At 59.5% G+C, this 24,154-nt stretch carries 24 protein-coding genes and 1 pseudogene; 8 read left to right on the plus strand and 17 right to left on the minus strand.

What is annotated here, in order from left to right; translation table 11 throughout:
• Positions 1-5: 5 nt before the first annotated feature.
• From G5S37_RS01110 to G5S37_RS01130, 5 genes are all read right to left on the minus strand, one after another.
• Positions 6-1,067: a hypothetical protein gene (locus G5S37_RS01110; RefSeq protein WP_165199893.1), complete on the minus strand. Its 1,062-nt coding sequence runs from the start codon at positions 1,065-1,067 to the stop codon at positions 6-8.
• 8 nt (positions 1,068-1,075) lie between these two features.
• Positions 1,076-1,567 (minus strand): hypothetical protein, encoded by a 492-nt coding sequence (locus G5S37_RS01115; RefSeq protein WP_165199895.1) that lies wholly within the window; start codon positions 1,565-1,567, stop codon positions 1,076-1,078.
• A gap of 42 nt (positions 1,568-1,609) precedes the next feature.
• A complete protein-coding gene (locus G5S37_RS01120) occupies positions 1,610-2,302 on the minus strand; it encodes a class I SAM-dependent methyltransferase (RefSeq protein ID WP_165199897.1) in 693 nt (230 codons plus the stop codon).
• A 13-nt stretch (positions 2,303-2,315) separates the two neighbouring features.
• Entirely contained in the window at positions 2,316-3,296 is a 981-nt protein-coding gene (locus G5S37_RS01125) for an SGNH/GDSL hydrolase family protein (protein ID WP_165199899.1), read from the minus strand.
• A 69-nt stretch (positions 3,297-3,365) separates the two neighbouring features.
• Positions 3,366-4,157, minus strand: coding sequence for a glycosyltransferase family 2 protein (locus G5S37_RS01130; RefSeq protein ID WP_165199901.1), 792 nt, complete (start codon positions 4,155-4,157; stop codon positions 3,366-3,368).
• 68 nt (positions 4,158-4,225) lie between these two features.
• Here G5S37_RS01130 and G5S37_RS01135 point away from each other — a divergent pair, with 68 nt between their 5' ends.
• Positions 4,226-5,287: an NAD-dependent epimerase/dehydratase family protein gene (locus G5S37_RS01135; RefSeq protein ID WP_165199903.1), complete on the plus strand. Its 1,062-nt coding sequence runs from the start codon at positions 4,226-4,228 to the stop codon at positions 5,285-5,287.
• A gap of 727 nt (positions 5,288-6,014) precedes the next feature.
• Here the strand turns inward: G5S37_RS01135 and G5S37_RS01140 are convergent.
• The 6 genes from G5S37_RS01140 to G5S37_RS01165 form a co-directional block, all read right to left on the minus strand.
• Positions 6,015-6,389 (minus strand): DUF1471 domain-containing protein, encoded by a 375-nt coding sequence (locus G5S37_RS01140; RefSeq protein ID WP_165199905.1) that lies wholly within the window; start codon positions 6,387-6,389, stop codon positions 6,015-6,017.
• Positions 6,390-6,982: 593 nt separating this feature from the next.
• Positions 6,983-7,390 (minus strand): hypothetical protein, encoded by a 408-nt coding sequence (locus G5S37_RS01145; protein WP_165199907.1) that lies wholly within the window; start codon positions 7,388-7,390, stop codon positions 6,983-6,985.
• 11 nt (positions 7,391-7,401) lie between these two features.
• Positions 7,402-7,803 carry a hypothetical protein gene (locus tag G5S37_RS01150; RefSeq protein ID WP_165199909.1) on the minus strand — a complete coding sequence of 134 codons (402 nt, stop codon included), beginning with the start codon at positions 7,801-7,803 and terminating at the stop codon, positions 7,402-7,404.
• Positions 7,804-7,903: 100 nt separating this feature from the next.
• On the minus strand, positions 7,904-8,824 hold the full coding sequence (locus G5S37_RS01155) for a hypothetical protein (RefSeq protein WP_165199911.1): 921 nt from the start codon (positions 8,822-8,824) through the stop codon (positions 7,904-7,906).
• Between the two features lie 447 nt (positions 8,825-9,271).
• Entirely contained in the window at positions 9,272-10,678 is a 1,407-nt protein-coding gene (locus G5S37_RS01160; RefSeq protein ID WP_165199913.1) for a sulfatase-like hydrolase/transferase, read from the minus strand.
• A 283-nt stretch (positions 10,679-10,961) separates the two neighbouring features.
• Entirely contained in the window at positions 10,962-11,741 is a 780-nt protein-coding gene (locus G5S37_RS01165) for a FliJ family protein (RefSeq protein ID WP_165199915.1), read from the minus strand.
• 318 nt (positions 11,742-12,059) lie between these two features.
• Between G5S37_RS01165 and G5S37_RS01170 the strand changes: the two genes are divergently transcribed.
• Positions 12,060-15,431 (plus strand): VIT domain-containing protein, encoded by a 3,372-nt coding sequence (locus G5S37_RS01170; protein WP_165199917.1) that lies wholly within the window; start codon positions 12,060-12,062, stop codon positions 15,429-15,431.
• A 404-nt stretch (positions 15,432-15,835) separates the two neighbouring features.
• Here G5S37_RS01170 and G5S37_RS01175 read toward each other — a convergent pair.
• Positions 15,836-16,552 (minus strand): annotated as a pseudogene (locus tag G5S37_RS01175) (DUF480 domain-containing protein); the annotation flags it as partial.
• Between the two features lie 288 nt (positions 16,553-16,840).
• On the opposite strand from G5S37_RS01175, the gene G5S37_RS01180 reads away from it, so the two are divergent.
• Entirely contained in the window at positions 16,841-17,539 is a 699-nt protein-coding gene (locus G5S37_RS01180; RefSeq protein WP_165199921.1) for a metallophosphoesterase family protein, read from the plus strand.
• A 160-nt stretch (positions 17,540-17,699) separates the two neighbouring features.
• A complete protein-coding gene (locus G5S37_RS01185; RefSeq protein WP_165199923.1) occupies positions 17,700-17,876 on the plus strand; it encodes a hypothetical protein in 177 nt (58 codons plus the stop codon).
• 23 nt (positions 17,877-17,899) lie between these two features.
• Here G5S37_RS01185 and G5S37_RS01190 read toward each other — a convergent pair whose 3' ends face one another.
• The gene (locus tag G5S37_RS01190; RefSeq protein WP_165199925.1) at positions 17,900-18,229 is read right to left on the minus strand and encodes a hypothetical protein; all 330 of its coding nucleotides are present in this window, start codon (positions 18,227-18,229) and stop codon (positions 17,900-17,902) included.
• A gap of 176 nt (positions 18,230-18,405) precedes the next feature.
• On the opposite strand from G5S37_RS01190, the gene G5S37_RS01195 reads away from it, so the two are divergent.
• The 4 genes from G5S37_RS01195 (at position 18,406) to G5S37_RS01210 (ending at position 20,299) form a co-directional block, all read left to right on the plus strand.
• Entirely contained in the window at positions 18,406-18,777 is a 372-nt protein-coding gene (locus tag G5S37_RS01195; protein ID WP_165199927.1) for a glyoxalase superfamily protein, read from the plus strand.
• 103 nt (positions 18,778-18,880) lie between these two features.
• Complete coding sequence (locus tag G5S37_RS01200) at positions 18,881-19,276, plus strand: hypothetical protein (RefSeq protein WP_165199929.1); 396 nt, start codon at positions 18,881-18,883, stop codon at positions 19,274-19,276.
• Positions 19,277-19,401: 125 nt separating this feature from the next.
• Positions 19,402-19,797, plus strand: coding sequence for a hypothetical protein (locus G5S37_RS01205; protein ID WP_165199931.1), 396 nt, complete (start codon positions 19,402-19,404; stop codon positions 19,795-19,797).
• A 112-nt stretch (positions 19,798-19,909) separates the two neighbouring features.
• Positions 19,910-20,299 (plus strand): hypothetical protein, encoded by a 390-nt coding sequence (locus tag G5S37_RS01210; RefSeq protein ID WP_165199933.1) that lies wholly within the window; start codon positions 19,910-19,912, stop codon positions 20,297-20,299.
• A gap of 129 nt (positions 20,300-20,428) precedes the next feature.
• Here the strand turns inward: G5S37_RS01210 and G5S37_RS01215 are convergent, their stop codons facing one another.
• The 4 genes from G5S37_RS01215 to G5S37_RS01230 all read right to left on the minus strand — a co-directional run bounded on the left by G5S37_RS01215 (position 20,429) and on the right by G5S37_RS01230 (position 24,135).
• Positions 20,429-22,030, minus strand: coding sequence for a phage/plasmid primase, P4 family (locus G5S37_RS01215; RefSeq protein ID WP_165199935.1), 1,602 nt, complete (start codon positions 22,028-22,030; stop codon positions 20,429-20,431).
• A 256-nt stretch (positions 22,031-22,286) separates the two neighbouring features.
• Entirely contained in the window at positions 22,287-22,526 is a 240-nt protein-coding gene (locus G5S37_RS01220) for a helix-turn-helix domain-containing protein (RefSeq protein ID WP_165199937.1), read from the minus strand.
• Between the two features lie 189 nt (positions 22,527-22,715).
• A complete protein-coding gene (locus tag G5S37_RS01225) occupies positions 22,716-22,979 on the minus strand; it encodes a hypothetical protein (protein ID WP_165199939.1) in 264 nt (87 codons plus the stop codon).
• A gap of 34 nt (positions 22,980-23,013) precedes the next feature.
• Entirely contained in the window at positions 23,014-24,135 is a 1,122-nt protein-coding gene (locus G5S37_RS01230) for a hypothetical protein (RefSeq protein ID WP_206026265.1), read from the minus strand.
• Between the last annotated feature and the right edge of the window lie 19 nt (positions 24,136-24,154).

Genomic DNA, 24,154 nt, shown 5'->3' on the forward strand with positions numbered 1-24,154 from the left:
ATCAATCAGGACAGCGTCTGTTGCGGGGTGAGGTGGGGACTCCGTGCGCGTGACACCGCCAGCGTGATGAGCCACGGGACATTCACCAGGAATATGAAACAGAGAATCTGGTGGTTCGTAAAAGACAATCTCATCAGCCACGCGATGGAGAGATGCAGGATGATGATGGAAATGCCCATGAAGCTGGACCACTTCCGGTCACGCAGTCCCACCCAGGCGAAGAGTTCGATGAAGAAGCCCACGTCAAAGAGCAGCAAGGCCAGATAGGGGTGGTGGAGCATCAGTGTGGCAGAGGATGGGTCCCCGGCGAACTCCACCTCCAGGTCCTTGTAGAAAGAGAGGCGGTGGGTCTTGATGATCTCCACGCTGAGGTACTGTGAGTTCCACAGCCACATGCCTTTGGAGTTGATGATCTTCGTCACCACGGAGGTGATGTACCCTGCCAGGATGATGCCGCGGCTGTAGTACCAGAGCTGCGCGCGCTGCTCCGCATCCGGCTTCTTCCACTTCCACCAGGCCACGGCTGCCTGGCCGAAGAGCATGATGCTGATCATCTGGTGACCGTGGTACGTGTAGCCCTGCGAATCGTGATACGTCCACACGAGCATGTGCAGGATTGCCAGCACTGGCAGCACAAAGCGGATGCCGTAGCCGAGGATGTAGATCGCGACGAGGAAGCAGGCGATGACGAGGAACTCCTCATAGAGACCCGCTCGCGGCACCCAGGTCAGGGGGCCTGCGCCGCGGGCGCTCACCCGCGACTTTTCGCCGGCCTCATTGACGGCCATCTGCCCCTCGCCTTCATCGCGGGCCCCATAGTGCAGCCAGGTGAGGTCTACGAAATTCGCGATGCCCTTCGGCTTGTCCTGTGACACATGGCGGAAGGGGTGCCAGTCTGTGAAAATCCACACCAGCATGGCGCCGAAGAGCAGGCGCATGATGAACCATTCCCACCGGCTGATGGGCTCCGGCACGAAGCCGCCTTTCACCCAGGAGACAAAACCTGCCTTCCACCGTTGCAGGCGGGTGGGCGGAGTAGTGGCGGCACGGGTGCTGGTGTTGGTCATGTGCATGCTCAGCGCTTCTGCTTCTCCTTCCTGGGCGGCTGCACATGCTCCGCAACCACGGTGTTCGTTTCGATGAAGTGGCCGTCGCCGAAGCCAATCTTCGTTTCAATCAACTGGATGCGCTCAGGCAGCGGGCGTTTGGGACGCTGGGCGTTCTTCTGGCGGAGGTACTTCAGCACTGCGAGTCCGGCCTCTTCTTCCGTGGGAAAGTCATGCTTGTACGAGCCGAACATCTTCCCCACCTGGGAGGGGCTGATGCCAGTGTGGTACACATGCGCCAGCGGCTTGCTGTCGCCATCGGCCAGGTACTGCCACTTCAGCGGGCGCGAAGTGGGCATGGAGTACATGGGGTAGTGGGAAAAGGGAAACTGGTCGCGCGTGAGCTGCGTGACGAACACCAGCACCATCAGTGGGAAGATGGGATGGCGCACCAGACGCTTCCACCACGGCGCCGTAGGAGCGGCGGGCGTTGGGGTTTGGTCATTAGGGGCGCTTTCCATGGATGGGTGCATCTGTGGCAATTCGACGTGGGTACTCCAGCGTCAGTGTGCTGGAGCGCCGGCATCCCGGCTGCCCTGGCGAGTCCGTTCCGCGATCACCAGGAACTGCTTGCCCTTGAAACGCCAGGCAAGAGGGAGCTTGAGATAGAGTGATACCATCCAGAGTGGGGGATTGGAACCTTGGGACATGGTGTAGGGCAGGAAGCGGCCTATCTTCTTCTTGATTTCAAATCCCGTGAGTTCGAGTCCTTCGGCAAGGGACTCTTCCGTGAGTGCGAGATGATGATCCCAAAAGTCCCAGTAGTGTCCTCCCAAGTGGCGGATGTTCGGCCCCAGACAGATGATGCGGCCGCCCGGTTTGAGGGCATTCCATGCATGGGTGAGCGTGCTGCGGAGCGCGTCTTTGGTGAAGAGATGCTCAAAGAAGTTGCTGGTGAAGACCACGTCGAGTGAGCCATCCGCAATCGGCCACCGGGTCGAGCAATCGTGCTCATGGAATTGCACGTCTTTGGAGAGTTTCTCCCGGGACTGGGGATTGAGGTCCATGCCATGCTTGGTGGCAGCCGCAATCTGGTTGATGAATTCCCCCCAGCCACAACCCAGATCTAGAACGGTAGAAGATGCAGGTATCCACCGGGAGAAAAAATCCCGTGTGAGAATGGTCCAAACCTTCCGACGGTAGGCTTCGATGGCGCTGAATCGAAGGTAGTATCCCCGTTGAAGATCGTCTTGCATGAGGGGGCCTTCACTAGGGGAGCTGCGGCTGAGTCTGCAGGATCTGGAGCTTCAGGTCCTGAATCTTCTTGTCCTCAGCGGCCACGAGCGCGTCGAACTGCTCCACCTCGGCGGCGTTCTGACCCTGCTCATGCTTGCGGAAGCCGTAGAGGTAGGTCTCGTTCGCGGGACGCCAGCGGTTGAAGAAGAGGTTGTCCTTCTTGATGACGTTTTCCCGCAGGGGCTTGGCAGCCGGGCTGGCCGGGTCTTGCTTGGGCAGGCCCAGGCCTTCCAGCATCTTCGCGGCCCACTGCTGGTAGCCGGCCTCAGCGTAGTGGATGCCATTTTCCGTGATGGGGTTGGCAGGGCGCTCCTTGTGCGCGCCACCCATGAGTTCGAAGCCATCCACGAAGAACGCGCCCTGCTTGCCGGCGAATTCCTTCAGCGCATTGCGCACGTCTTCTAGCTTGGCATTGGCTTCGGTCTGGTCCGGGAGTGGAGCACCCAGGTTCTCCAGCGGTGGCGGAGAGACCACGATGACGCGCACGTGCGGGTTCTTCGAGCGCACGAGTTCCAGCAGGTTGCGGTAGCCGGAGATGAATTCCGGCATCTTGATGAGTCCCTCAAAAGGCAGGTCCGCACCGTAGCAGGCGATGAGCACGGTGGGCTTCAGTGTTTCCAGATGCTTGCCCAGGCGCTCCAGACCCTCTGCCGGAGGGCCGAAGTAGGAGCGTGCGTGCCCGAAGACGGTGTCCCCGCTCCAGCCGAGATTGCGCACGCTGATTTGTTTCTTCCCCACGGCGAGCGTCAGGGCCGTTTCCAGGAAGCCGTAGCGCTGCTCACGCTCCACGATGGTGCCGCCCAGAATCACGACCCGGTCGCCATCCTTGAGCTCAAAGGCGCGTGTGGGCGGGGTGATTTGAGTTGGTGTCTGAGTTTGAGTTTGCGCGGTGGCCGCCGCTGCAGTCACGAGCAGGGCAGCGGCTGAGGCGAGGCAGAGGATGGCGGATTTCATGCGCACGAGGACGAAAAAACAAGGAACAGTGGGTGGTGAGGCCGGGAGGGTTGACTGAAACGGGGGCGACTACGAACTCTTTTCTTTCGATATGGGCTGAATCTGACGCCGATAGTCACCCCGGCTGAAGAATTTCTCCAGCCAGACATACAAAACGATGAAAATGTAACGGCTGCCCATTTCCTTGATCTTCAATTTGGGCACTCCCGCACGCCGGTTCCGCCAGGTGATGGGCATGGTGGTCCAGGTGTACCCGCGGACGATGGCCTTGAGCGGGATTTCCACCGTGAGGTTGAAATGCGGGGCAATCAGGGGCCGGCAGCCTTCGATGACCTCCCGCCGGTAAGCCTTGAACGCGTTGGTGGTATCATTCAGCGGGATACGGAAAAGTATCCTGATGCCCCAGTTTACAATGCGATTTAGGATGAGCTTGTGTGTGGGGTAGTCATGGACCCCGCCCCCCTTGATGAAGCGGCTGCCAAAGACGCACTCGTACCCCTGATTGAGCAGTTCCCAATACTTGACCACCTCGGCGGGGCTGTCTGAGCAGTCCGCCATCATGATCACCACGGCGTCCCCGCTCATGTGGTCCAGACCGTGGATGATGGCGCGGCCGAAGCCGTGGGGGCCGGTGTTATTGACCGGGCGGAGGCTGGGGATGCGCTGGCTGAGGTCCTGCAGGACGGCCCAGGTGCCGTCCTGGCTGCCGTCATTCACCACCACTATCTCGTGGGAGATCTCCCGGGCGGACAGGGCCTGGTGGAGTTCTTCCACCGTATAGGTCACGCTACCTTCCTCATCACGAGCCGGAATGACCACGCTAAGAAGCTGCACCGGCTTTGAATTGAGGGATTCAGGCATCAGAAAAGAGGTTCAGCCATGGAGAATTTTCTTTGCGGCGTCAATCGCAAATCGTAGCTTCGCGACGCATGAAGATTGCCTTGGTAACCGGTTCAGGCGGCTTGATTGGCTCGGAGACGTGCAAACGGTTGCACGCGGAAGGCTATGCCATCGTGGGTGTGGACAACGATATGCGGGCCTACTTCTTTGGGGAGGAGGCCTCTACGAAGGGAACGCGGCAGCTTCTGCGGAAGCAACTGCAGGTGTACCATGATGAACCCGCTGACATCCGCGATTGGGATGCGGTGGAGTTCCTGTTCAAAAAATTTGGATTCGCCATAGCCGCTGTCGTCCACACCGCTGCCCAGCCGTCCCACGACTGGGCCGCCAAGGAGCCGCTCACGGACTTCGCGGTGAATGCCCAGGGCACGATGTACCTGCTGGAGGCCACCCGGAAGTACTGCCCGGAGGCCGTCTTCATCTTCACCAGCACGAACAAGGTGTACGGCGACACGCCCAACCGCCTGCCGCTCGTGGAAAAGGAGACACGCTGGGAGGTGGATGAGTCCCACCCCTACTTCGCAAAAGGCATCGATGAGTCGATGAGCATCGACAGCAGCAAGCACTCCATCTTTGGCGCGAACAAGGTGGCGGCGGACATTATGGTGCAGGAGTACGGGAGATATTTTGGCATGAAGACCGGCGTCTTCCGCGGCGGCTGCCTCACCGGCCCGGCGCATGCCGGTGCGGAGTTGCATGGATTCCTCGCCTATCTCATGAAATGCACGGTCACTGGCCGCCCGTACAACATCTACGGTTACAAGGGCAAGCAGGTGCGGGACAACATCCACAGCCATGATCTCGTGGATGCTTTTGTGAAGTTCATCAAGAACCCGCGCCCCGGCGAGGTGTACAACATCGGTGGCTCACGCCATTCGAACTGCTCCATGCTGGAAGCCATCAAGATGTGTGAGGACATCAGCGGCAACAAGCTCGACTGGAACCTCCTGGATGACAACCGCATCGGCGACCACATCTGGTATGTGAGCGATGTCTCCAAGTTCCAGAGCCACTACCCGGACTGGGAGTACAAGTACGACCTCAAGACCACGCTGGAGGAAATCTACAAGGCGTGCGCGCTGACGAAGTAGGAGAGTGGTGAGGATGTCGAAACGCTGCAACGCCTGGTCAGGCCTTGGCGTTGCTTCTATCCTGTTGCCAGGGCTTGGCGGACTCGGTTGAGAAACAAGTCTCGTTGTGGCGCTGGTCCCGGTCCCATGTTGGCATTTGCCCCTGATGCTGTGACGGTACGAAAGGTGGTTCCGCCGCCCAAGGGAGCTTGACCCAGTACAAAATAGCGAAGGTCCTGCGAAGTGCGATGCCGAAGTATGATGGAGAAGTACGGGGCCAGAACAATCCCCGCTCCCTGCTGCATAAGGGTGACAGGGTCTGTGCCACTCATGTCAACGGGAGGGGGTGTAGGGAACTCCATCAAATAGTAGTCGTAATCGCCAAGCACACCGGAAACAGCCGAATAAAGACGCGCATCCTCAGGCACCGGTTCAAGCTCCGCCATCTGACAGGCAATCAAATAGTAGTACGGGCCCGCCGAAGTGGGGGCCTTCGTCCACGTGTCGATGGCTTTCTCCACGGCTTGGAATGCATAGTGGGGGAGAACGTGGTAGGCGACCCAATAGGAAATCTGAGGCAGGTTGTAAGCGTGGCTCATTGAATGTTGTGTGGATAGCGGCCTGACGGCTCAAACTCAGCGAACGTGGAACGCGGGACGCGTCGGAGGCAACCGGAGCGCGTTGGTCAGATCCACTGCAGCCCAAGGTTAGGCGTCTTGGTTGTTTGCATTCAGTGCCGTGACGTAGTTCACCGTTTGTGAGATTGGCCGTCTTCTCCGATGTAATCAGAGAAGTCCGGTTTGCTGGAGAGGCTGATTGGCAATTGATGCTCTATTACAGCGGCGATCACTTTCATGGCATTGGGATGAGGTTCCTCCTGACCAGATTCACGGTAGTAGTACACGGTGCCTTTGGCGGCGGCGAGTTCCTTGAGTTTGGGAGCCAGATCGTCAGCGCTGCCAGGAGCGCCGTCGATTGTTACCGTCCCGTCGCGCATCACCGCGATTCTTAGTATTGGCGCTGTCGATTGCCCGGTTGTGGTGGAGTTGGTTTCCGCCGGCTTGGAGCATCCGAGGAGTCCGCACGTAGCAAGAAGGACTGCAATTGTGACCGCCGGTTTCATAAGATAGGTAGCGCACCCGACACAAAGATATGTCTGGAATGAAGAGACGCCAAGACTAACGCGAGGAGCCTCAATTGAGAGATCATTGTATCTCCTCAGGTAGAAGATGGAACTGACGCATCATGTCGAGCCACTGCCTGTGTGCCGCAGCGCACTCCGCACGCTGGTCGCGCGAGTATGCTGCCTCTTGCTCAAGATAGGAAGCAATGTCACTGAACTGAGCGAAATCAGACACTGCCATGGGTAAACCGGCCGCAGCACAGCTCCGTCGCAAAGTATCGAGCCAGAGGAGAAGTGCCTCGAAGCGTTCTCGATCAAAAACGTTTGCGCAGGCCAGTCGGTCCAGAAAGCGGGAGCGAATGTCATAGAACTCTGCGCGGACATGACTCCTGACATCGTCCTCTCCCAGAGTGGACTCAGGCGGCGGTCGGAAGAACGAATTCTGCGGTTCTGTAGTCATCGTGAGGGCGCAACATTCGGCGATCTGAAGCTCGATGACGGCGGCAGGCTGGTTGCGAGAGCGCCGTTGGTGGCGAGTTGCGGCTGTGATAGTTTGGTGCTGTTCACGGCAGCGCAGCAATCGGTCGACTGCCTTACTTGAACAAGTTCACCAACGAACCATCCGACGTGATGATCACACAGGCGGCAAAAAAATCTGCGGGCGGCTTCGAGACATAAAGGGCAACGCTGTGGCCAGACGGCAGGTCGTAAATCAAGAAGTCGTGCTCGCGATCCCGTTTCGTGGTGAGGTAACGGGAAGGAGGGCCATACCGGCCGATAAAGTTCCGAATCGAAAATCCCTCTTTCTGTTGCGAGAAACTCTCGAAGGCGCTCACGTCCGAGGTCATCTCCGGAATCTTCACGGGCAACCAGGCCGTTGGGAGCGAATTGGACGTGTAGTGGGGTGAAGCCCAAATCTTGCGAAGCGTGGTTTTGTCCGAACCGGCAACTGCTGTGGTGAGGCACAGCATAAGCAGGGCGAGAATACGAGGTATGCTCATACGATTAAGGTTCAAGGTGCGCTGCCGTTTTCGGATTCATCATCTTCGGGCCACCCGTCGAGGGCGCCGACTCCGAACGTGTCTTGAATCGGGTAGCCCTGGAGCTTGGCAGCGGCGGCAAGGTGATTGGGAGCATGGACGAGAAACTCTTCGATGCCCTCACGAATCTCTTCTGGAGTGAAACGCTCTGGGAAGAGTAGAAGTGCCGCGACGAATGCCGCATCCGAGTTCCAGTCTGTCATGTGGAATGCGATGTCGAACGCAGTCTTGTCGTTAAAGTCGCCGGTCAGTGCTGACTGTGCTGCTTGCTGGGCATCGGGAATAGGGACTGCAAACTGATCGGCTCGATCGCCAACCAGCTCGCGAAAGATCGCGATGGCTTTGTCTTGGACAGATGGTTCGGCGTTGCTCATGGATGAGTGGTGATGGTCTGGTGGTACTCGTTGCAGTTCATGGCCACGGCAAGCTCCTCATCGTCGGAATCCCCACGATGATGGGCTTGTCGGACCTGAGTCAATCCGTGTCCGAGGCCATCAAAATTGTTAGCTGCCGAGATCGGTGGTCTTGAATGATCCAAGTGTGATCCCAGGCGATGTCATGGAATCGATTGCCCCATGGTTTGTGACAAACGCGAAGGTCCAATCCATCGTAACGCCGCTGGAAGGAGGTGAAAACGTTGTCAGCCAAGGTGATGGCCGATTCGATGGGGGATGCCGATGGGTGAATGCTTGGGTAGGCGCCGCCGTACGCGAGAGTTTGTGCCAAGAATCCACTGAACAAGTAGGGGGAATAGTGCTGCCAGTTGGAGCGGTCGATCAAGCAATCCTGGTCAGTGATGGAGATGTCGAAGTCCGCTAGGACAGTTGGGTGTCTCAAGATTTCCAGAAATTGAGTGGGTGTCCAGGGATGGGACTTGGTTGCGAGAACGGTGTCGCTGATGTGATTTGAGTCGATGTGGTAAGTCTGAGCTTCGACGAATCCATTGAGGTATTTGAACCCCAAAGCCTCCACATAAGCTGCCAAGGCCTCAGTCACCGCAACGCGAGTCAAGCTGACTTCTTCCCAACGAAAGGCAGGTGGAGGCACGGGTTTGAGGACATGCTGCAGTCCGCCGGTGGAGACCAGGCGCGCAACGATATCGAAGAGGCCTGTGATGTGAGGATTGCTCGTGCGGATTCCTTCCGGAGTAACCAAGAAGCGATCTGGCGAGCGGCAACCTTGTTTGGATACCAGGCGCGCCTGCGCATCAAAGTCTGGTGAAGAGCGATCGTAGAGTCCCGGTGTGGGCAGAAAATTGAAGGTATAGGCTTCCTTTGAGAGCGGCCAGTAGACCACAACGGGTCCTGCAATCGGCGCGCGACTGCCGGTCGCGGAGCAATATTGGATCTCATACGGCCCACACCACTCGATGCCGATGCTGCTGCCAGGTCCCATGTCCTATTTCACGATGACAAAATTCTGTGCGGAACGACCAGGCCGAGTTGCGTGAGAGAAGAGTTCTGAACGGCGAAAGGCCCTTTCATGAGCAATCCATTTCAACTTTGGTTTCACCACACTGGCGGCACATGAAAACATAGATCATGCCCACGTCACCAAAGCAAAACTGATCTCCAATGGAATCGATTTGAGCGAGGAAAGCCATGGGTTCCCAGCAGAATTCACACGAAGGGATCTCGTTCGTATCGTTTATCCAGTCGGGCTTCCCGCCAATTTTGTGATTTGGGGTGTGGTCACACCACTGAAACTTGGCGAAGCTTTTGGCCTCGTCTGTGTTCAGCAACATCTTGAGGGGAATCTCGGGGATGGGGTCACCTATGGACGACATATCTTTTCAAAAATATAGAGTTCAACCGGACGATGGGCGAGGTGAAAGAGTGCGAATCAGTCCACCGCCTTGCCGCCGCGCTCCACCACCTTGTCACCCGCTGCAAATTCGGCCAGCACCTTTTCCAAATTCGCGGCTTCCTCGGGATGCTCCGCAATCACGTTCCGTGACTCTCCGGGGTCCGTGTCGAGATTGTAGAGTTCCCTCACATCGGCTTTGGCTTTGTTGTTATCCTTGTCCTTGCTGGTGGTGCCTTTGGTGATGATGAGCTTCCATTTGCCAACACGGACCATGCGGGCGCGGTAGCCAGGACTGGCGGAGTAGACGGGCAACGGCTCAAGCGGGCTTTTCTTGGCGTGACTCGCCAGCATAGGATTGAGGTACTCACCGTCACCCTGGGAAGTGCGTGGCAGTTCCACTCCACCCAAGTAGCAGAAGGTGGTGAACCAGCCGGTGACGCTGACTGGCGCGTTCTGGACACCATTCTCCCAATGTCCCGGCCAGTGCGCGATGGCCGGGGTGCGGATGCCGCCTTCATAGACGCTACCTTTCCAGCCGCGGAAGGGGGCATTGCTGCCGCGAATGGTGAGGTGCGGGCGGGTGTCGATGCCGGGATATTTGTCCTGCTTGTTATCCACATCATCATGCGCGCCGTTGTCGCTGAGGAAGAGGACCACGGTGTTTTGGCGCAGGTTCTTCTTCTCCAGGGCGGCGAGGATTTGGCCCACGCCATCGTCCAGGTGGGAGACATCTGCGGCATGGAGGCGCTTCGCGGGGTCGGTGATGTGCTCATTCATCTTCAGCCACTGCTCGGGCTCGTTGATGGGCACGTGCACGGCGGTGTAGGGGACATAGAGGAAGAAGGGCTTGTCGGTTCGTTCATCAATCCATTTCACCGCGTCCTTCGTGATGAGGTCGGTGATGTGACCCTCTTCGTCCAGCAGCGTGCCGTTGCGATGCCACGTTCGCTGGTGTGGTCCCATCTTGTATTCATGCGTGTCCGGTGTGGCACCGCCGGCGAGCAGGCCATAGCTGTAGCCGAAGCCGAATTTGTTCGGCGGGGTGTCGAGTCCGGAGCCGAGGTGCCACTTCCCGATGAGCGCGGTGTCATAACCCGCACCGGAGAGCACACTCGCGATCGTAGGTGTGCCGAAGGGGAATGCCTGCTCATTCTGCGCGCCGGTCACACCGAAGCGGCTCGCATACTGTCCCGTGAGCAGTGCCGCCCGCGTGGGGCTGCACATGGGATGCACGTAGTGCGCCGTGAGACGGATGCCTTCAGCAGCGAGCTTGTCCAGATGCGGCGTCTTCGCCTGACCACCCTGGAAACCGACATCGCCATAGCCGAGGTCATCCGCGAGGATGATGACGAAGTTGGGCTTGTCTTGGGCGGCGGCTGCTACGGGCAATGCGATGCCACAAGCAAAGGTGACGATGGCGATGAGGAGACGTCGCACGGACATATAGCGTGGGAACGTAGCGCTGCGCAGAAACTTCCATGCATTGATATGGAAGCTGCGAGGCGAAGCCTCCTTGGACTGCGGCAGCCTGCTGCCGCTTTGAAGAGTCCGCAGCCTGCTGCGGCGATGATGATTCTCGCTGGTGGTGTCACACTACGAGAAGATGTTTGGCGGCTTCGCCGCAGTGAAGCGCGCAGCAGGCTGCGCTGAGAGAAAGCGGCAGCAGGCTGCACGCAGTCCAGGGAGGCTTCGCCTCGGAATAATACCTCTGCCTTCGAACTCCAGCCTACCGATTCACTCGAATCATCCCTCTCCCGCCACCCGCTGAGAACGAACCCCGGACCATGGGCCTCACAAACGAGGAACCGGAGGAGTGGTGATACGACGGCGGACAGAAGCTGCCGCCGCCACCACTGAAGACGGGCACGAAGGGAAACCCATAGAAGCCGGAGTCGAAATAGCTGTACCGGTCACGTCCGAACTGCCGGTAGGTACCGGCACCAGGCGTGTACACCTGCGTGATGGGCGAAAGCGAAGGCACGATTTCCTCCACCGCATCACTGCCACTCGCTCCGAGGTTCGGTGTGGCATCTCCAGGCAGTGGCGCAGGCGCGAGGGGCGGGCCGAGTTCTGCCAGGGCCTTCTCCGCAGCGAGGCGCTGGCGCTCACGCGCCATCAGGATGTCCATCTTCTCCTCTTCACGCATCTGTTGTTTCTTCAGTGCGGTCTGGCGTTTCTCCGCCTCGTCCTTGGCGCGTTGCCCTTCTGCTTTGGCATACTCCTCCGCCTTCGCAGCGTCATAGCGGAACTTCGTGCGCCATTCGTCACTGAGATTCTCGAAGCTGATCTTCGTGACACCGGCATCATGCATCACGGTCATGGCCTCCGGCGTGACCTTCATGATGCGGCAGTTCTTGTACTTGTCACCCGTGAGGGTGGTGATCTGCAGGGGCTTCGACTCCTCATCAGAGGCCGCCGGAGCTGGAGCCGGTGTCTGTGCCAATGTCTGCACCCCGGACGCGAGCATTGCGCCAAGTGCCAGCGCGAGCATGAGCACACTCTTCATACTACAAGCCAACCACACCCCGTGCCTATGGTCAAGCCCTCACGGGTTACAGTCGGAACGGCCTGTGCGTGAACCACCGGTAAAACGCGGGGAGCCATGGCAGGTCGCGGGGCATGGAGGGTGTTGTGTAAAAAACATTCACCCGTGTCACAGGGTGGCCTGTGCTGACATGAATTCTCCGCTTCATCGGCGTGTGCCGTGCCAGACATCGCCATGCGTTTTTCCAAGGTTCACCAACGCTGCACGTCATGCCCGCTGGGTGGTGTTCACCATTCATCCGTCTCCATTGCCCGCGCCACGTCTTTCCTTCGCCATGCCATGAAAACGAAAACGCTTTTCCGTGCCGCGCTCGCCGCACTGCTCCTGCTCTCCGCTGCTGACTCCGTGTGCGGTCAGTCAAACCGTGGACTCACCATTCGTCCGCCACAGTCATCGCCGCCATTGAGGGAAGATAGACGTCCGCCCGTCCTCTGGATTAATCCGGAGTTGGGCAAGTTCAAGCCGATGAAGGTGCAGTCCGTGGATGTGGACATCAAGGTGCGCGGACACCTCGCGACCACGACCATGGAGATGACCTTCTTCAATCCCAACGGGCGCGTGCTCGAAGGGGAATTGATTTTCCCACTCGGTGAAGGGCAGACCATTTCCGGCTATGCGCTGGAAGTGGAAGGCAAGCTGCGCCAGGCGGTGGTGGTGGAGAAGGAGAAGGGCCGTGAGATTTTCGAAGAGATAGTGCGGCGCGGCGTGGACCCCGGACTGGCGGAGCTCACGAAGGGCAATGTCTTTCGCACGCGGGTGTATCCCATTCCCGCGAATGGCACCAAGCGGCTCTCGGTGACCTTTGAGCAGGAGCTCGCAGATGGTGAAAAGGGATTTCGCTACCTGCTGCCGCTCGCCTTTTCAGAAAAGGTGGGGAAGTTCCACGCACGCGTGGAGGTGGTGAAACAAGAAACTGCTCCCATGCCGGAGGCAGAGCAGACGGAGGGGCTCACGTTTGAGAAATGGCGCGACAGTTTTGTGGCGGAGCTCACCACGGAGAACGTGGCGCACGAGAAACCTCTCGCCTTCATCGTGCCGAAAATGGCGGAGCGCCCTCAAGTATTCCTGGTGTCAGACAAGCTGGAGCCTGCGCAGATGTTCTTCCACGCCCGGGTGGAACCTGAAGTGCCACCCGCTCCGGCGATGCAGCAGCCGGACCGCATCGTCTTGTATTATGATGCCTCCGGCAGCGCGGAGAAGCGTGACCGCAAGCGCGAATTCGCCTTCCTGAAGGAGTGGATGAAAGCACTTGGCCACGTGACCGTGGAGGTCATCGCGTTCCGCAATGATGCGGATAAACCTGTCACGGTGGAGGTGAAGGACGGGGACGCAAGCACACTCATCGGCCTCCTCGAGAACCTGCCGGTGGATGGTGGCACTTCCCTGGGCGCGGTGCAGTCCGGAGGCGCGCCACTCACGGTGCTCATGTCGGATGGATTCTCGAACTTTGGCGACGCCGAACCGAAGGTGCCTTTGAAGGACGGTGCCGGACTGCCGCTGGTGGTGATCCACGCGGCTCCTATGGCGGACAGCGCCAGACTGGAAAGCATCGCACGCCGCACCGGCGGCCATGTGGTGAATCTGCTCACCACCAGCACGGAGGACGCACTGGCGGCGATGCGGCAGTCGCCGTTTCAGTTCCTGTCTGCCAAGGTGATCTCGGGCAAGGTGACCGACCTCGCGCCCGGCCTTCCAGAGACGGTGACGCGGGGCTTCTCCATTGCGGGTAGGTGTGAGGGGAAAGGCGAGATTGAGCTGGCCTTCGGCTATGCGGGCAAGGTGATGGCCACGCGCCGTGTCACCTTGAACCCGGATGACGCACTCGAAGCGGAGCGTGGGGACTTTGTGCGCCGCGCGTGGGCGCAGCGGAAGATTGCGGAACTGGCGCTGGATCCCCAGGCGAATGAATCCGCCATCACCGCCCTGGGGAAGGAGCATCGCATTGTGACCGCCGGGACCTCGCTGCTGGTGCTGGAGCGCATGGAGGACTATGTGCGCCATCGCATCCAGCCACCGGAGGCAGACTTGCAGGAGAAGTATGCCGCGATGTTGAAGAGCCAGCCGAAAGGTGGCGCGACACGCGATGAGAGCCAGCACCTCGATGAAGTGGCGAAGCGGTGGAGTGACTTCAAGGAATGGCACGGCAAGCGTCACCCGTGGCTGGAAAGCGTGCTCAAACCCACAGCCGAGCGTGAGGCCGCGCTGTACACGGCACTCGCAGGAGCCAACACTTCGAAGAACAACAGCCAGCGCGGCACCTTGAGTCCTGAAGACGCTGCTGCAGCACGTGCCCTGGCGGACAAGGCCAGTGATCTCGCGAGCCGCTGGCAGAAGGAAGGCCGGAATGAAGACACGCGTGCGGCGTGGATTGAGGAGGCGTCCAACGTGCTGCTCGCCGTGGATGTCCTGCGCCAGCGCCGGCTGGAACTCATGCCGCAGTCCGAGCCGCCGCAGGCGGACAACGGTCGGCCCGGCTCCGGCACAGGGAGTGGTGGCGGCCTCGGCGCGGGCGGAGTGCCCATGGCGCCTGCTGCTGCGGCTGCACAGCCGATGCCTGTGCTGGCTCCGGCTCCAGCTTCACCGGCAGAGGGAACGCCTCGTCGGTCCGGCGCCGGCTACATGCTGGACAGCGCTGGTTCATCGTTTTCGGGCGGAGGAGTGAGAGTGGCCGATGCCGAAGGGCGCTCCTCCACCATGTCTGGCAGCATCGAGGTGAAGGCGTGGGATCCTGATACACCCTATTTGAAAAAGATACGGAAGGCGGAAGACGCCTACGCGGCCTACCTGAAGGAGCGCAAGGACAATGCGGGCAGCTCCGCGTTCTACCTGGATTGCGCGGACTATTTCCGCGAGGAGAAGAAGGATGACCGGCTCGCGCTTCGCGTGCTCTCCAACCTGGCCGAGATGGAACTGGAGAATGCACCACTGCTCCGCATCCTGGCGTACCGTCTGCAACAGCTCGGACGCTATGACCTGGCCGTGCCGTTGTTTGAAGAGGTGCTGAAGACGCGTGGAGAGGAACCGCAAAGCCGCCGCGACCTCGCCCTGTGCCTCTCGCGCCGGGAAAATCCCGACCTCGCCCGCGCCGCCACCCTGCTGTGGGAGGTGGTGAAGCGGAAATGGGATGGCCGCTTCCAGGGCATCGACGTGATCGTGCTGCACGAGCTCAATGATTTGCTGCAGCGCGCACCCAAGGAGGGACCGAAGGACCTGAGGCCTGATGTGGAAGCCATCGGCATCCAGAAGCGCTTCCTTGATGATGTGCCGGTGGACCTGCGCGTGGCCCTCACGTGGGATGCGGACAGCACGGACATCGACCTCTGGGTCATCGACCCCACGGGCGAGGTGTGCATTTACAATCACAACCAGACCCGCACGGGAGGCGCGATGAGCAACGACTTCACGGGTGGTTACGGTCCTGAAGTCTTCACCATCCGCCGTGCGCTGCCAGGCACGTACACGGTGAAGGTGAACTACTACGGCAATCGCCAGCAGAAGCTCGCCGGTGCGACCACGGTGCAGGTGGAATTCCAAACCTCCTTCGACAGGGCCGGTACCAAGTACCAGTCCGTCACCCGTCGTTTGAAGGACAACAAGGAGGTGATTGAGGTAGGCAAGTTTGTCTTCAAGCCGGAGCTGGAGGCGGAATAGGACCGAGACGCATGGCAAAGCACTTGTGACATGAAGTGCCGACAGTCCAAGGAGCGGCACTAGCCTAGTGCCGTCGTGTGGCATCACCGAAGCGATGCATCAGGATGCGTTCGTGTGCCGTTGCTGCCCGCGTGAACGAAGGAAGAAGAGGCTCCGCACCCACATGGCCCACCACCGGCACTAAGGCTAGTGCCGCTCCCTGCGAGCGAAGCTTCCTTTGCGCTCCGTGCGAGTGGTGCGTGCGTGATTCGTTTGTTACTTCACTTCATTCCCCGGCACTCACCTCACGGAATGAACCCGCCGCCCGTGACTTCCTCGCCGCCGAGCGTGGCGCTACGGGGAGTGCTGCCGCTTCCGCCAATATCGCTGAAGGAGCCTCCGGCCTCGCGAAGTTCCAGGGAGCCGAGGCGTCGCTTCAGTTCGGCGACCTCGTCACGCAGGTTGGCGATTTCATTTTCCAGACGTTCGCGCCAGGCGATGTCGGTATTCGCCTGCACGGCGGCTTCACCGGCGCTGCTGGTGGCCACGCCGGAAGTTTCCACCGGACCGCCGAGCAGATGCACATACGTGATGGTCTTGCGCCCACCACCTGCAGGGATGCTCTCCACCAGCGGCGTCTCGGGATAGGTCATGAGCTCGCGAATGGCGGACTCAGTCGCGGGGATGTCTGCGAAGGCATGCATGCGCTCGGCGCGCTGGCGCAGCTCACCGGCGGTCTGCGGGCCACGCAGCAGGAGCACGCAGAGCAGGGCGAGCGTGGGCTTCTCCAGGCGGGGCAGCTTGTGACCGAGGTTGTGCTTGTACTTCTGCACCCGGGCACCGGCCAGCGTCACCTGCAGGGCGTAGCCGCGGGACTTCAGGCCCTCCAGCGCCTCGCGCACGGTGTCCTCATCCAGCTTCAGCACGGGCTCGCGGTTGGTGGTCTGATTGCACGCAGCGACGAGCGCATTCAGCGTGAGTGGGTAGTACTCGGGCGTGGTCATCTCCTTCTCCACTAGACAGCCGAGCACACGCACTTCCTGGTAGGTGAGCGGTTGGAGTGTGGAGGAGGCGGAGGGTGTCGTTGCCCCTTCGGCGGGCTCGTCGATGCTGTCGAGTTCGGGGGTGTCGTCCGCGTTCATGGCGTGCAGAAAAAAATAAGGGTAAGCGTGGAAGGTGGTGATCATAGCGAATCGCGCGATGAAGACTGCGCAACCTGAAAATCCACCACCATGGCACGAATCCTGTTTTGCCATCTTTTCACCGGAAATCTTTTGATGACGGCTTCGGAGTGCCTCATGTACGATTCGGCGGATGTGGAATCGGTGCTTCAGCTCTCCGGTTTCACCCACCAGTTCCAATCCCCTACCAGAACCAGAAACGAACCCCAGTGACCGCTGCCTTCCCGTGGCGGCTAGGGACCATTTTCCATGCGCACTTTTGCCATCGGTGACATCCACGGCTGCCTCATGGCGTTTGAGACGCTCCTCTCCATCGTACCCTTCCAGCCGGGGGATACCCTGGTGACGTTGGGTGACTATGTGGATCGAGGTCCGGATTCCTGCGGGGTCATCGAGCGTCTGGTGAAATGGCACGGCGAGACGAACCTCATCACCCTGCAGGGCAATCACGAGATCATGATGCTCATGGCGCATGAGGACAAGGACGTCATCCGCGACTGGTGTGATGCCGGCGGGGATGCGACCATGGCCTCCTACCTGGAGCGGAAGTACCCCGAGATCCCCTCCGCACATTGGGACTTCCTGGAAAAGACGCTGCCGTATTACGAATCGGCCACTCACATCTTTGTACACGCCACGGTGGACCCGGACCGGCCCATGAACCAGCAGCCCGACCACATGCTCTACTGGGAGCGCTTCTGGAATTCCTCACGCCACGTCTCCGGCAAGATGGTCATCTGCGGCCATACCCCGCAGCGCAACGGGCAGCCACGTGACTTCGGCCACGGCATCTGCATTGACACCTTTGCCTACGGCGGCGGGTGGCTCACGTGCCTGGAGCCAGGAAGTGGCTGCTACTGGCAGGCGAACCAGAAGGGCGAGACGCGTGAAGGCAGGGTGGGCGTGGAGGACGAGGCGGAGGCCAAGCGCTTCGCCAGGGAGGCGTGATTTTTATAGGGAGCTGAAGCGTGGAGACCGGTCTGACGACGGCGTCGTTTAGGCGTCGTTTTTGCCATCGCAAGGATGCGTCCGCCCTTGCATCCGCCAGGGAACCACGTCCGTTTTTCGTTGCGATTGTGAAGAGTCATCCTATCCTTCGCGTAGACAGATGAGCTTTCTCTCGGAACTCCTGGGCCTTTTCCTCGGCCTCCTGCCTACGCGCGGTGGCCCTGAAGAGGGCAGTGTCATGGGCGAGTCCGAGATGGATCGCGAGGCACGCCGCCTCAAGCAGTGGCTCGGCTGGGGCGCCGTTGTCGTGGCGGTGGTGCTCGTCTGGGTTTTGTGACGGTGGCCCCAGCGCGCCGCATGTCAGTGGATGCGGCTTACTCCCTCCAGTATCTCCTTACAGCCCTTCACATTGAGCAGCAGATACAGGGCGAATACCGTCCAGAGCACATAGACACCCGGACTCCGCCTGATGAGGGCGAAGAGGACAAAGAACACGAAGTGCATGCCATAAGCGACGGACATCATAGCCGTGGACTGTGTTCCCACGAAAAATAGAATTCCGATAGGAAACAGGTACACGATCTCAATCGCCCGGAGATCCGGCACGGTGAGCCACAAGGCCCCGAGCAGCAGGCCGAAGTACATGAGATAGTTCACCCAAATGGGCACATGGCGGGGTGACGGGCTCATGTCTTCGTTCATGGTGGACTCAACATGGAGCCGCACCTGGCCGCCCACCACTTTGCACTTTTCATTTCTCGATTTTCATTTTGCATTCGTGAAATCACCAGAGGCTTTCGGACGCGTACTGCCTCCCACCACATTCCTTTCTTAATTCCGCTTTCCGTCCTCCGAACTCGCACGCCATGACCTTCCAGCCTGCCATCCCCGTCTTCCGTATCTTCGATTACGAGCAGGCCATGGCATTCTACCGGGACTGGCTCGGGTTTACGGTGGACTGGGAGCATCAGTACACGCCGGACTATCCGCGTTACCTGCAAGTCAGCCGCGCCGGAACGCTGCTCCACCTCACCGAGCACCATGGTGATTGCACCCCTGGCTCGAAGGCGGTGATTCATATTGATGACGCGGATGCCCTGCATCAGGAAATCACCGTCACCCGCCGTCATCCTCGCATGAACCCCTCTGTACAAACCATGCCTTGGAACGCCAAGGTCGTGGAGGTGATGGACCCCTTTGGGAACAAACTGTGGTTTCACCAGAGCTTGGAGAGCTAGGGCGGTTTACCGGGTGGTGCATTTTTTGGAGGGGTTCTGGAGGGTCGGATGGCCGCATTCGGGTTTGCTTGACGTTGCAGAGATTCAAGGCGTCATTTCCCGCATGCAATGCCCCGCTCTTGAGCATGGTGAACTCGCGTTCAACGCTACACGGGCATTTTACCGACCGCGTGGGATCATCAGTCCCTGCCTGCTGGTGGACTTGCTCTGCTATGTGTTGCAGGACGTCCGGGCAAGGGGGCGCAAGGAAGTGCTGCTCAACTTGACCGGCATCAGCGGCTTCGATTCCCCGGACGCCGAATTCCGACGCTGGGCGGTGAAGCGTTGGGCCCGGGCTGCCAACGGCGAGATGCGCGTGGCCCTGGTGTTGAATCCAGAATACATCTGCCCGGAACGCAGCGGCATGGTCACCGCCGCTCAGGAGGGGCTCCATGCCCATGTCACCTCGGACGAACACGAGGCCCTGGAATGGCTCGACGTGTGGCGCAGCATGCTCTGACCTGGAGGTTAGGCCTCCCGGCCTGACAGCGGACGATAGGCCTCTGGCCTGTCGAGTGTTATGTGCCAAGTGTCATCGTTATCTTCGACATGCTCGAAAGTAGCCTCCCGCAGACATCCCAACCCATGCAGCCCCACCTTCCCGAGTTCCGCAGCAATCCTCCGATGGAGCCCCCACTCCGAGTGCGACTGCGTGGCCTGGCGCGATTGGTGTTCTCCCTCCTGGGCATGTGCGCCGTCGGCCTCCTCATCTGGTTCTTCGCGGGAGAGCGCCCGAGTGTGCGCCCCAATGTCATGTCCATGATGCTGGCCGCGATGCCCGGCTGCTATGCGTTGATTGGCATCGCGGAAATCGCGAGCGGCGTGCCTTATTCCGAGATGAAGCGCCGCTGGGATCGCCTGCCCCGCCCGCAGTATATCGCCGTGAGCATCGTTCTCATGCTGGTGACCATCTTCACCATCATCCCCTTCTTCGTGGGCATCGTGCTCCCCCTGGTGCGACCGTATCCATCTGGAGGTTAGGCCTCTGGCCTGACAGTGGGCGATGGGCCTCCGGCCTGTCGAGCACCGACACACCACACAGCATCGCCTTTTTGACGTGATGTTGTGTGGAACGCATGCGAAGACTCCCTGGATGTCGGACAAACTCCCCAATCCGTTTCAGCAAATCGACGCTAACCTGGCCTCTCAGAGCCACACCGGAGCACGGCGCACGGGCCTGGTGCGGCTGCTCTTCGGAGGTGCAGGCACCTTGGTAGTGGCAGCAGTGCTGTGGTTCCTCGCGAGAGAAGGGTACCAGCCCAATCCTATAGCCTTGATGATGGCTGCCATCCCAGGAGCTTATGCGTTGCTTGGTGTGATGGAAGCCATCACCGGCATCCCCTATGGTCAGCTCGCCCGCCGGTGGGACAATCTCAAGGGCTGGCAGCGTGGTATCTACGGCACCGGCATTGTGCTGGTGGCCATGGTGTTCATCTTTCTCATCATGGTCGGAGTGGTAGTACCACTACTGCATCCGTCTTGAGGCATGAGAGTGCCTTGGCCAAGGAAAGGTCCTGTGTCGAAATGTCGAAGTGTGATCCCGTTTTGAAAGTGTTTTATGTGAGCGTTGATATAGGGAACTTTATTTTGAGTTCGCCACCTCAACACTTCGTCACTCCTCCTCAGAAGAAAGGACGGCATCGAGTTCCGACTTGAGGCGCAACTTCTGGATGACCTGTCCACGGTTTGTGCGCTGGGACGTGTAGCCCCGCTCCTCCAGGCGCATGCGCAGCGTCTGGCGACTGAGGGGGTGCTTCCTTCCACTCTCCGCGCACCAGGTCCCGTATTTTTGGTAGAGTTCGTTCAGCAGTACCCGCTCGGAGCTCTCTTCCATGCGCTGGGTGGACTCCTCTAGAAATTCACCCAATGGGTCGGAGTCTTCGCGATAGGTCTCCGTGGCGTGATGTACCGCTGGAGGCGTGGGCAGGCCATGCGTGTGGTAGTGGGCGAGGCCGCGCAGACACCAGTTCAGGATGCCGGGGAACTCCGCGAGCAGCTCATGCGGCAGACGCGGATTGCGCTGCTCCTCCGGAATGACCTGCGTGAAGGGAACAAGGCGCACGCGCCGCCACATGCCGCCATCCGTACCGGAGATGGTGGGCCGGTGATTGCCGAACATGACCATCTTCGCCACCGGGCGGAAGGTGATGGTGTCCTTGTACATGCCGCGACCGGTGATCGTATCGCCGCCGGTGAGGTCTTTCACCAGGGACTCATTGAGCCGCATGCCATCGGAGACTTCTGAGCCCACCACGAGGCGCTTGCCGGGCACGGAAGACAGCTCGATGCCGGCTTCACGGCTGTTCAGGGAGAGCGTGAGCATGGCATTCGCCCGCTGGCTGTACTCTCCCCAGAGCCGGAAGAGCGTTTCCAGGAAGGTGCTCTTCCCATTCGCACCAGACCCATACAGGAACCAGAAGCACTGGGCGCTGGTGTCGCCCGTGAGCCAGTAGCCCGCACTCACCTGCAGGAAGTGTCGCACCTCCGGGTCCGGCAGGACCTGCTCCAGGAACGCATCCCACTTCGGACACGGTGCACCTTCGACATAACTGGTGGCGATGGTCTTGGTCACCATCATCTCGCGTTGCGGGGGAACGAACTGGCACGTGCGCAGGTCCACCACTCCATTCTTCACGCCAAGGAGGTGGGGATTTGCATCCCACACGGAAGTGTCCGGAATAGTCACCCGCGGGTCGGAGCGCGCGATGTTCAGCATGGCCCGGAGGCGGGGGTAGTTTCCCAGAACATTCCCCCGGTGGGCCATCATCTTCGCCTCGCTGAGGGTGGGCATCTCCTGCGCGCGCTCACAGAGCTCGCGGGAGAACTCACACGCGCGCTGCATCATCAGGCACTCATGCACGTCGCATTCCCAGCGCAGCCTCTCCCACACGTACCAATCTTTCGTGCTCACGCAGTGTCGCACGTCCTTCTCGCAGGTATCGATGAAGTCCTGAGCGTTGCACTCGTCATTGAGGCGCTGCACCGACTTGCCGCCGCTGCCCTGATTCCCCCGGCGTTTGATGCCAGCCGCCTCTTCACGGCGCGCCAGCTCCGCCAGTGTCTGCTCCAATTCCTTCCGCTGAAAGCGTGCCTTCGTGCGCCAGTAGCTGGGCTGGTCCTGCAGGTTGAGCCTTGGAAGGGTGGCTCCGGAAGCAGGCTCGGGGTTGGGCGTGGCCGCGGGTGGAGTGTCGTTGGGATTCGGTGGTGTCATCATAGTCTGTCTCGTGAAAGCCGTGTGACGTGGCTGCCCCAACAAGGAGCGGCTGCTTTAGCTGCCGAAGTGTGCGTGCCTGTTGGTGTCAATGATTGCTAGGACACACATCCCGTGGCCCCGCTGTTCCCAAACGGCAGCTAAAGCAGCCGCTCCCTGGGGCATTCATCCACGTCTTATATCATAATATGATGAAACGGGATATACCAATACGGCCAAGCTCCGCCATCGGGCTGCCTTGTCCCGTGTTCCTTGTCTCCTATTCCCTGTCCCTGAGCCGCACCACCGGTCGCAGTGCCGGCACCTCGGATTCACGCAGCACCCGCTCCACCTCCTCCGCTGCAAACAGCACCCGCCCGCCGCGCTTGAGGTAGCCAATCTTCCGCGTGGCCCGCATCCGCGTGAGTTGGTGGTCACTCAGTCCCAGCCGCTGCCGTGTCTGCGCGGAGTCCAGGAGTTCCCTCTCTTGCGATTGCTCCGGTGCACTGCTTGCCTTCATATTCTTAAGCTTCCTCTTCGAACTCGAGCTTCAGGTGACTATACACCTTAGTTCGAATGTGGCCAAGATCCAGCGGAAATGTGTCCTTCTGCGGAAAAAACAACCTCATCTTGTGCGGCCAGCGATGAGTTGCTCTCATCGGAGTACACCATTGGTAGACAGCTTCGCCTCCGTCAGGCAGGGGCTTGCTCAGGCAGATTGCATGGAGGCGTGGTAAGCGCTAGGAACAGATTGGTCGCTGGTCACCTCCATGCTTGCAAGCATCTTGTCCATGTCTGTAACAGCTTCAGCGAGAACGCCAAGAGCCTCCGACAATCTTTCCAGATGCTCTTGTGCCTCGGCAGTGGGCAGGGCGAGTACCGCCTGCTTCACTGATTCACGTTGAGCGTGATCCAGAGGAAGCTGTGGCAAAATCTCAGCTACTGCGCTTCCAGGATGGAACGCTGTCTTCATAAGACGAGGCATGTTCAATATAGTACGATTGAAACTAGGGGGGAGCAAGAGCAAGTATCTTATCGAGGATCGAAGCAGAGTTCTTGCCAGGCTTGGTGGCCGCCAGAGCGTGGCCGAATTTCCTCAGTTTTTCCTGCAAGGCCAGCTGTGGATCTTGAGCTGAATAACCAATCAGTTCGTCTGCCAGCTCCTGGGCTTCGATACGCAATCGCTCCAACAGTCGGCCGAGGGCAGGATGGACGTTCTCTATCTTCAAATACTCTGTCAGAAGTTCGAACTTGGAGAGTGCCGCGGCGCAATCCGCTGCCCGGTGGTTGCGGACGATGGAGAGAAGTTCATCCAGCAAATCGCCTGCACCATAGAGGCGTAGCCATGGCACTGCACGTTTCACCGCTTTTACTGGATTGACCTCCGCATATCGCTCGATCTCATTACGCAAGAAATTCAAGTACGTCGCCAGGGCTTCCAGGGTGTGCAGCGGGCGTTTGCTGTAAAGTCCCAAGCCTGCCTCCTGGTGCGCAAAACTGAGGCGTGAGGCAGGGTCTCTTTCCACCCGCTCCTGAAGAATGATAACCCAGTTCGTTACCTCGGTCACTCCGGAGAACTGGGTTGCCATGAGGTGGGTCGTCTTCGCATTTCGCGCAGCGGCAAACAATCGCACGGCACACTTCTGCTCGTATTCCGACGACACATCCTTGGGTTTGTATCTCCAGAATTTCAGTTCTCCAAACGTCTCGCCGGTTTGGGCGTTGGTGCGAACGCCCAGCACATAATGCTTGCTGGGGGCGGACTTGATTTGCTTCTGGAATGATTTCGCCAAGGTCTCTGCGTCAACTTCTGGAGGAATGTATTCGCAGAAATCGATGTCGCCATTGCGGCACACATCCCCCAGGAGCAGCGTGCTTCCACTGAGACAGATCATTGCTTTGTTCTTTCCAACAGCACCCAGGCAAATCTGTTCCGAAAGCTGGATGGCTTCCTCCAAGATGGGAAGGTCCGGGAGAGCTGGAACCAGATGAAATGGCACATGGATTTTGCGGCGATGTGTCCCAACGCAGACGTAGCCGGCATTTTCTGCGTCAGCCGTCCATGACGCATCATGCTCAGCGCGCAACGATGCCATGGCCTTCCACAGGAGCTCGATGCCGTGTTCCAATCTGTCTGCCCTTTCTGCC

It is taken from the genome of Roseimicrobium sp. ORNL1, from assembly GCF_011044495.1.
Classification (GTDB): domain Bacteria; phylum Verrucomicrobiota; class Verrucomicrobiia; order Verrucomicrobiales; family Verrucomicrobiaceae; genus Roseimicrobium.

Coding starts and splice junctions, on each gene's coding strand:
- G5S37_RS01110 (WP_165199893.1), bottom strand. CDS start 1,067: ATGACCAACACCAGCACCCGTGCCGCCACTACTCCGCCCACCCGCCTG.
- G5S37_RS01115 (WP_165199895.1), bottom strand. CDS start 1,567: ATGGAAAGCGCCCCTAATGACCAAACCCCAACGCCCGCCGCTCCTACG.
- G5S37_RS01120 (WP_165199897.1), bottom strand. CDS start 2,302: ATGCAAGACGATCTTCAACGGGGATACTACCTTCGATTCAGCGCCATC.
- G5S37_RS01125 (WP_165199899.1), bottom strand. CDS start 3,296: ATGAAATCCGCCATCCTCTGCCTCGCCTCAGCCGCTGCCCTGCTCGTG.
- G5S37_RS01130 (WP_165199901.1), bottom strand. CDS start 4,157: ATGCCTGAATCCCTCAATTCAAAGCCGGTGCAGCTTCTTAGCGTGGTC.
- G5S37_RS01135 (WP_165199903.1), top strand. CDS start 4,226: ATGAAGATTGCCTTGGTAACCGGTTCAGGCGGCTTGATTGGCTCGGAG.
- G5S37_RS01140 (WP_165199905.1), bottom strand. CDS start 6,389: ATGAAACCGGCGGTCACAATTGCAGTCCTTCTTGCTACGTGCGGACTC.
- G5S37_RS01145 (WP_165199907.1), bottom strand. CDS start 7,390: ATGAGCATACCTCGTATTCTCGCCCTGCTTATGCTGTGCCTCACCACA.
- G5S37_RS01150 (WP_165199909.1), bottom strand. CDS start 7,803: ATGAGCAACGCCGAACCATCTGTCCAAGACAAAGCCATCGCGATCTTT.
- G5S37_RS01155 (WP_165199911.1), bottom strand. CDS start 8,824: ATGGGACCTGGCAGCAGCATCGGCATCGAGTGGTGTGGGCCGTATGAG.
- G5S37_RS01160 (WP_165199913.1), bottom strand. CDS start 10,678: ATGTCCGTGCGACGTCTCCTCATCGCCATCGTCACCTTTGCTTGTGGC.
- G5S37_RS01165 (WP_165199915.1), bottom strand. CDS start 11,741: ATGAAGAGTGTGCTCATGCTCGCGCTGGCACTTGGCGCAATGCTCGCG.
- G5S37_RS01170 (WP_165199917.1), top strand. CDS start 12,060: ATGAAAACGAAAACGCTTTTCCGTGCCGCGCTCGCCGCACTGCTCCTG.
- G5S37_RS01180 (WP_165199921.1), top strand. CDS start 16,841: ATGCGCACTTTTGCCATCGGTGACATCCACGGCTGCCTCATGGCGTTT.
- G5S37_RS01185 (WP_165199923.1), top strand. CDS start 17,700: ATGAGCTTTCTCTCGGAACTCCTGGGCCTTTTCCTCGGCCTCCTGCCT.
- G5S37_RS01190 (WP_165199925.1), bottom strand. CDS start 18,229: ATGAGCCCGTCACCCCGCCATGTGCCCATTTGGGTGAACTATCTCATG.
- G5S37_RS01195 (WP_165199927.1), top strand. CDS start 18,406: ATGACCTTCCAGCCTGCCATCCCCGTCTTCCGTATCTTCGATTACGAG.
- G5S37_RS01200 (WP_165199929.1), top strand. CDS start 18,881: ATGCAATGCCCCGCTCTTGAGCATGGTGAACTCGCGTTCAACGCTACA.
- G5S37_RS01205 (WP_165199931.1), top strand. CDS start 19,402: ATGCAGCCCCACCTTCCCGAGTTCCGCAGCAATCCTCCGATGGAGCCC.
- G5S37_RS01210 (WP_165199933.1), top strand. CDS start 19,910: ATGTCGGACAAACTCCCCAATCCGTTTCAGCAAATCGACGCTAACCTG.
- G5S37_RS01215 (WP_165199935.1), bottom strand. CDS start 22,030: ATGATGACACCACCGAATCCCAACGACACTCCACCCGCGGCCACGCCC.
- G5S37_RS01220 (WP_165199937.1), bottom strand. CDS start 22,526: ATGAAGGCAAGCAGTGCACCGGAGCAATCGCAAGAGAGGGAACTCCTG.
- G5S37_RS01225 (WP_165199939.1), bottom strand. CDS start 22,979: ATGAAGACAGCGTTCCATCCTGGAAGCGCAGTAGCTGAGATTTTGCCA.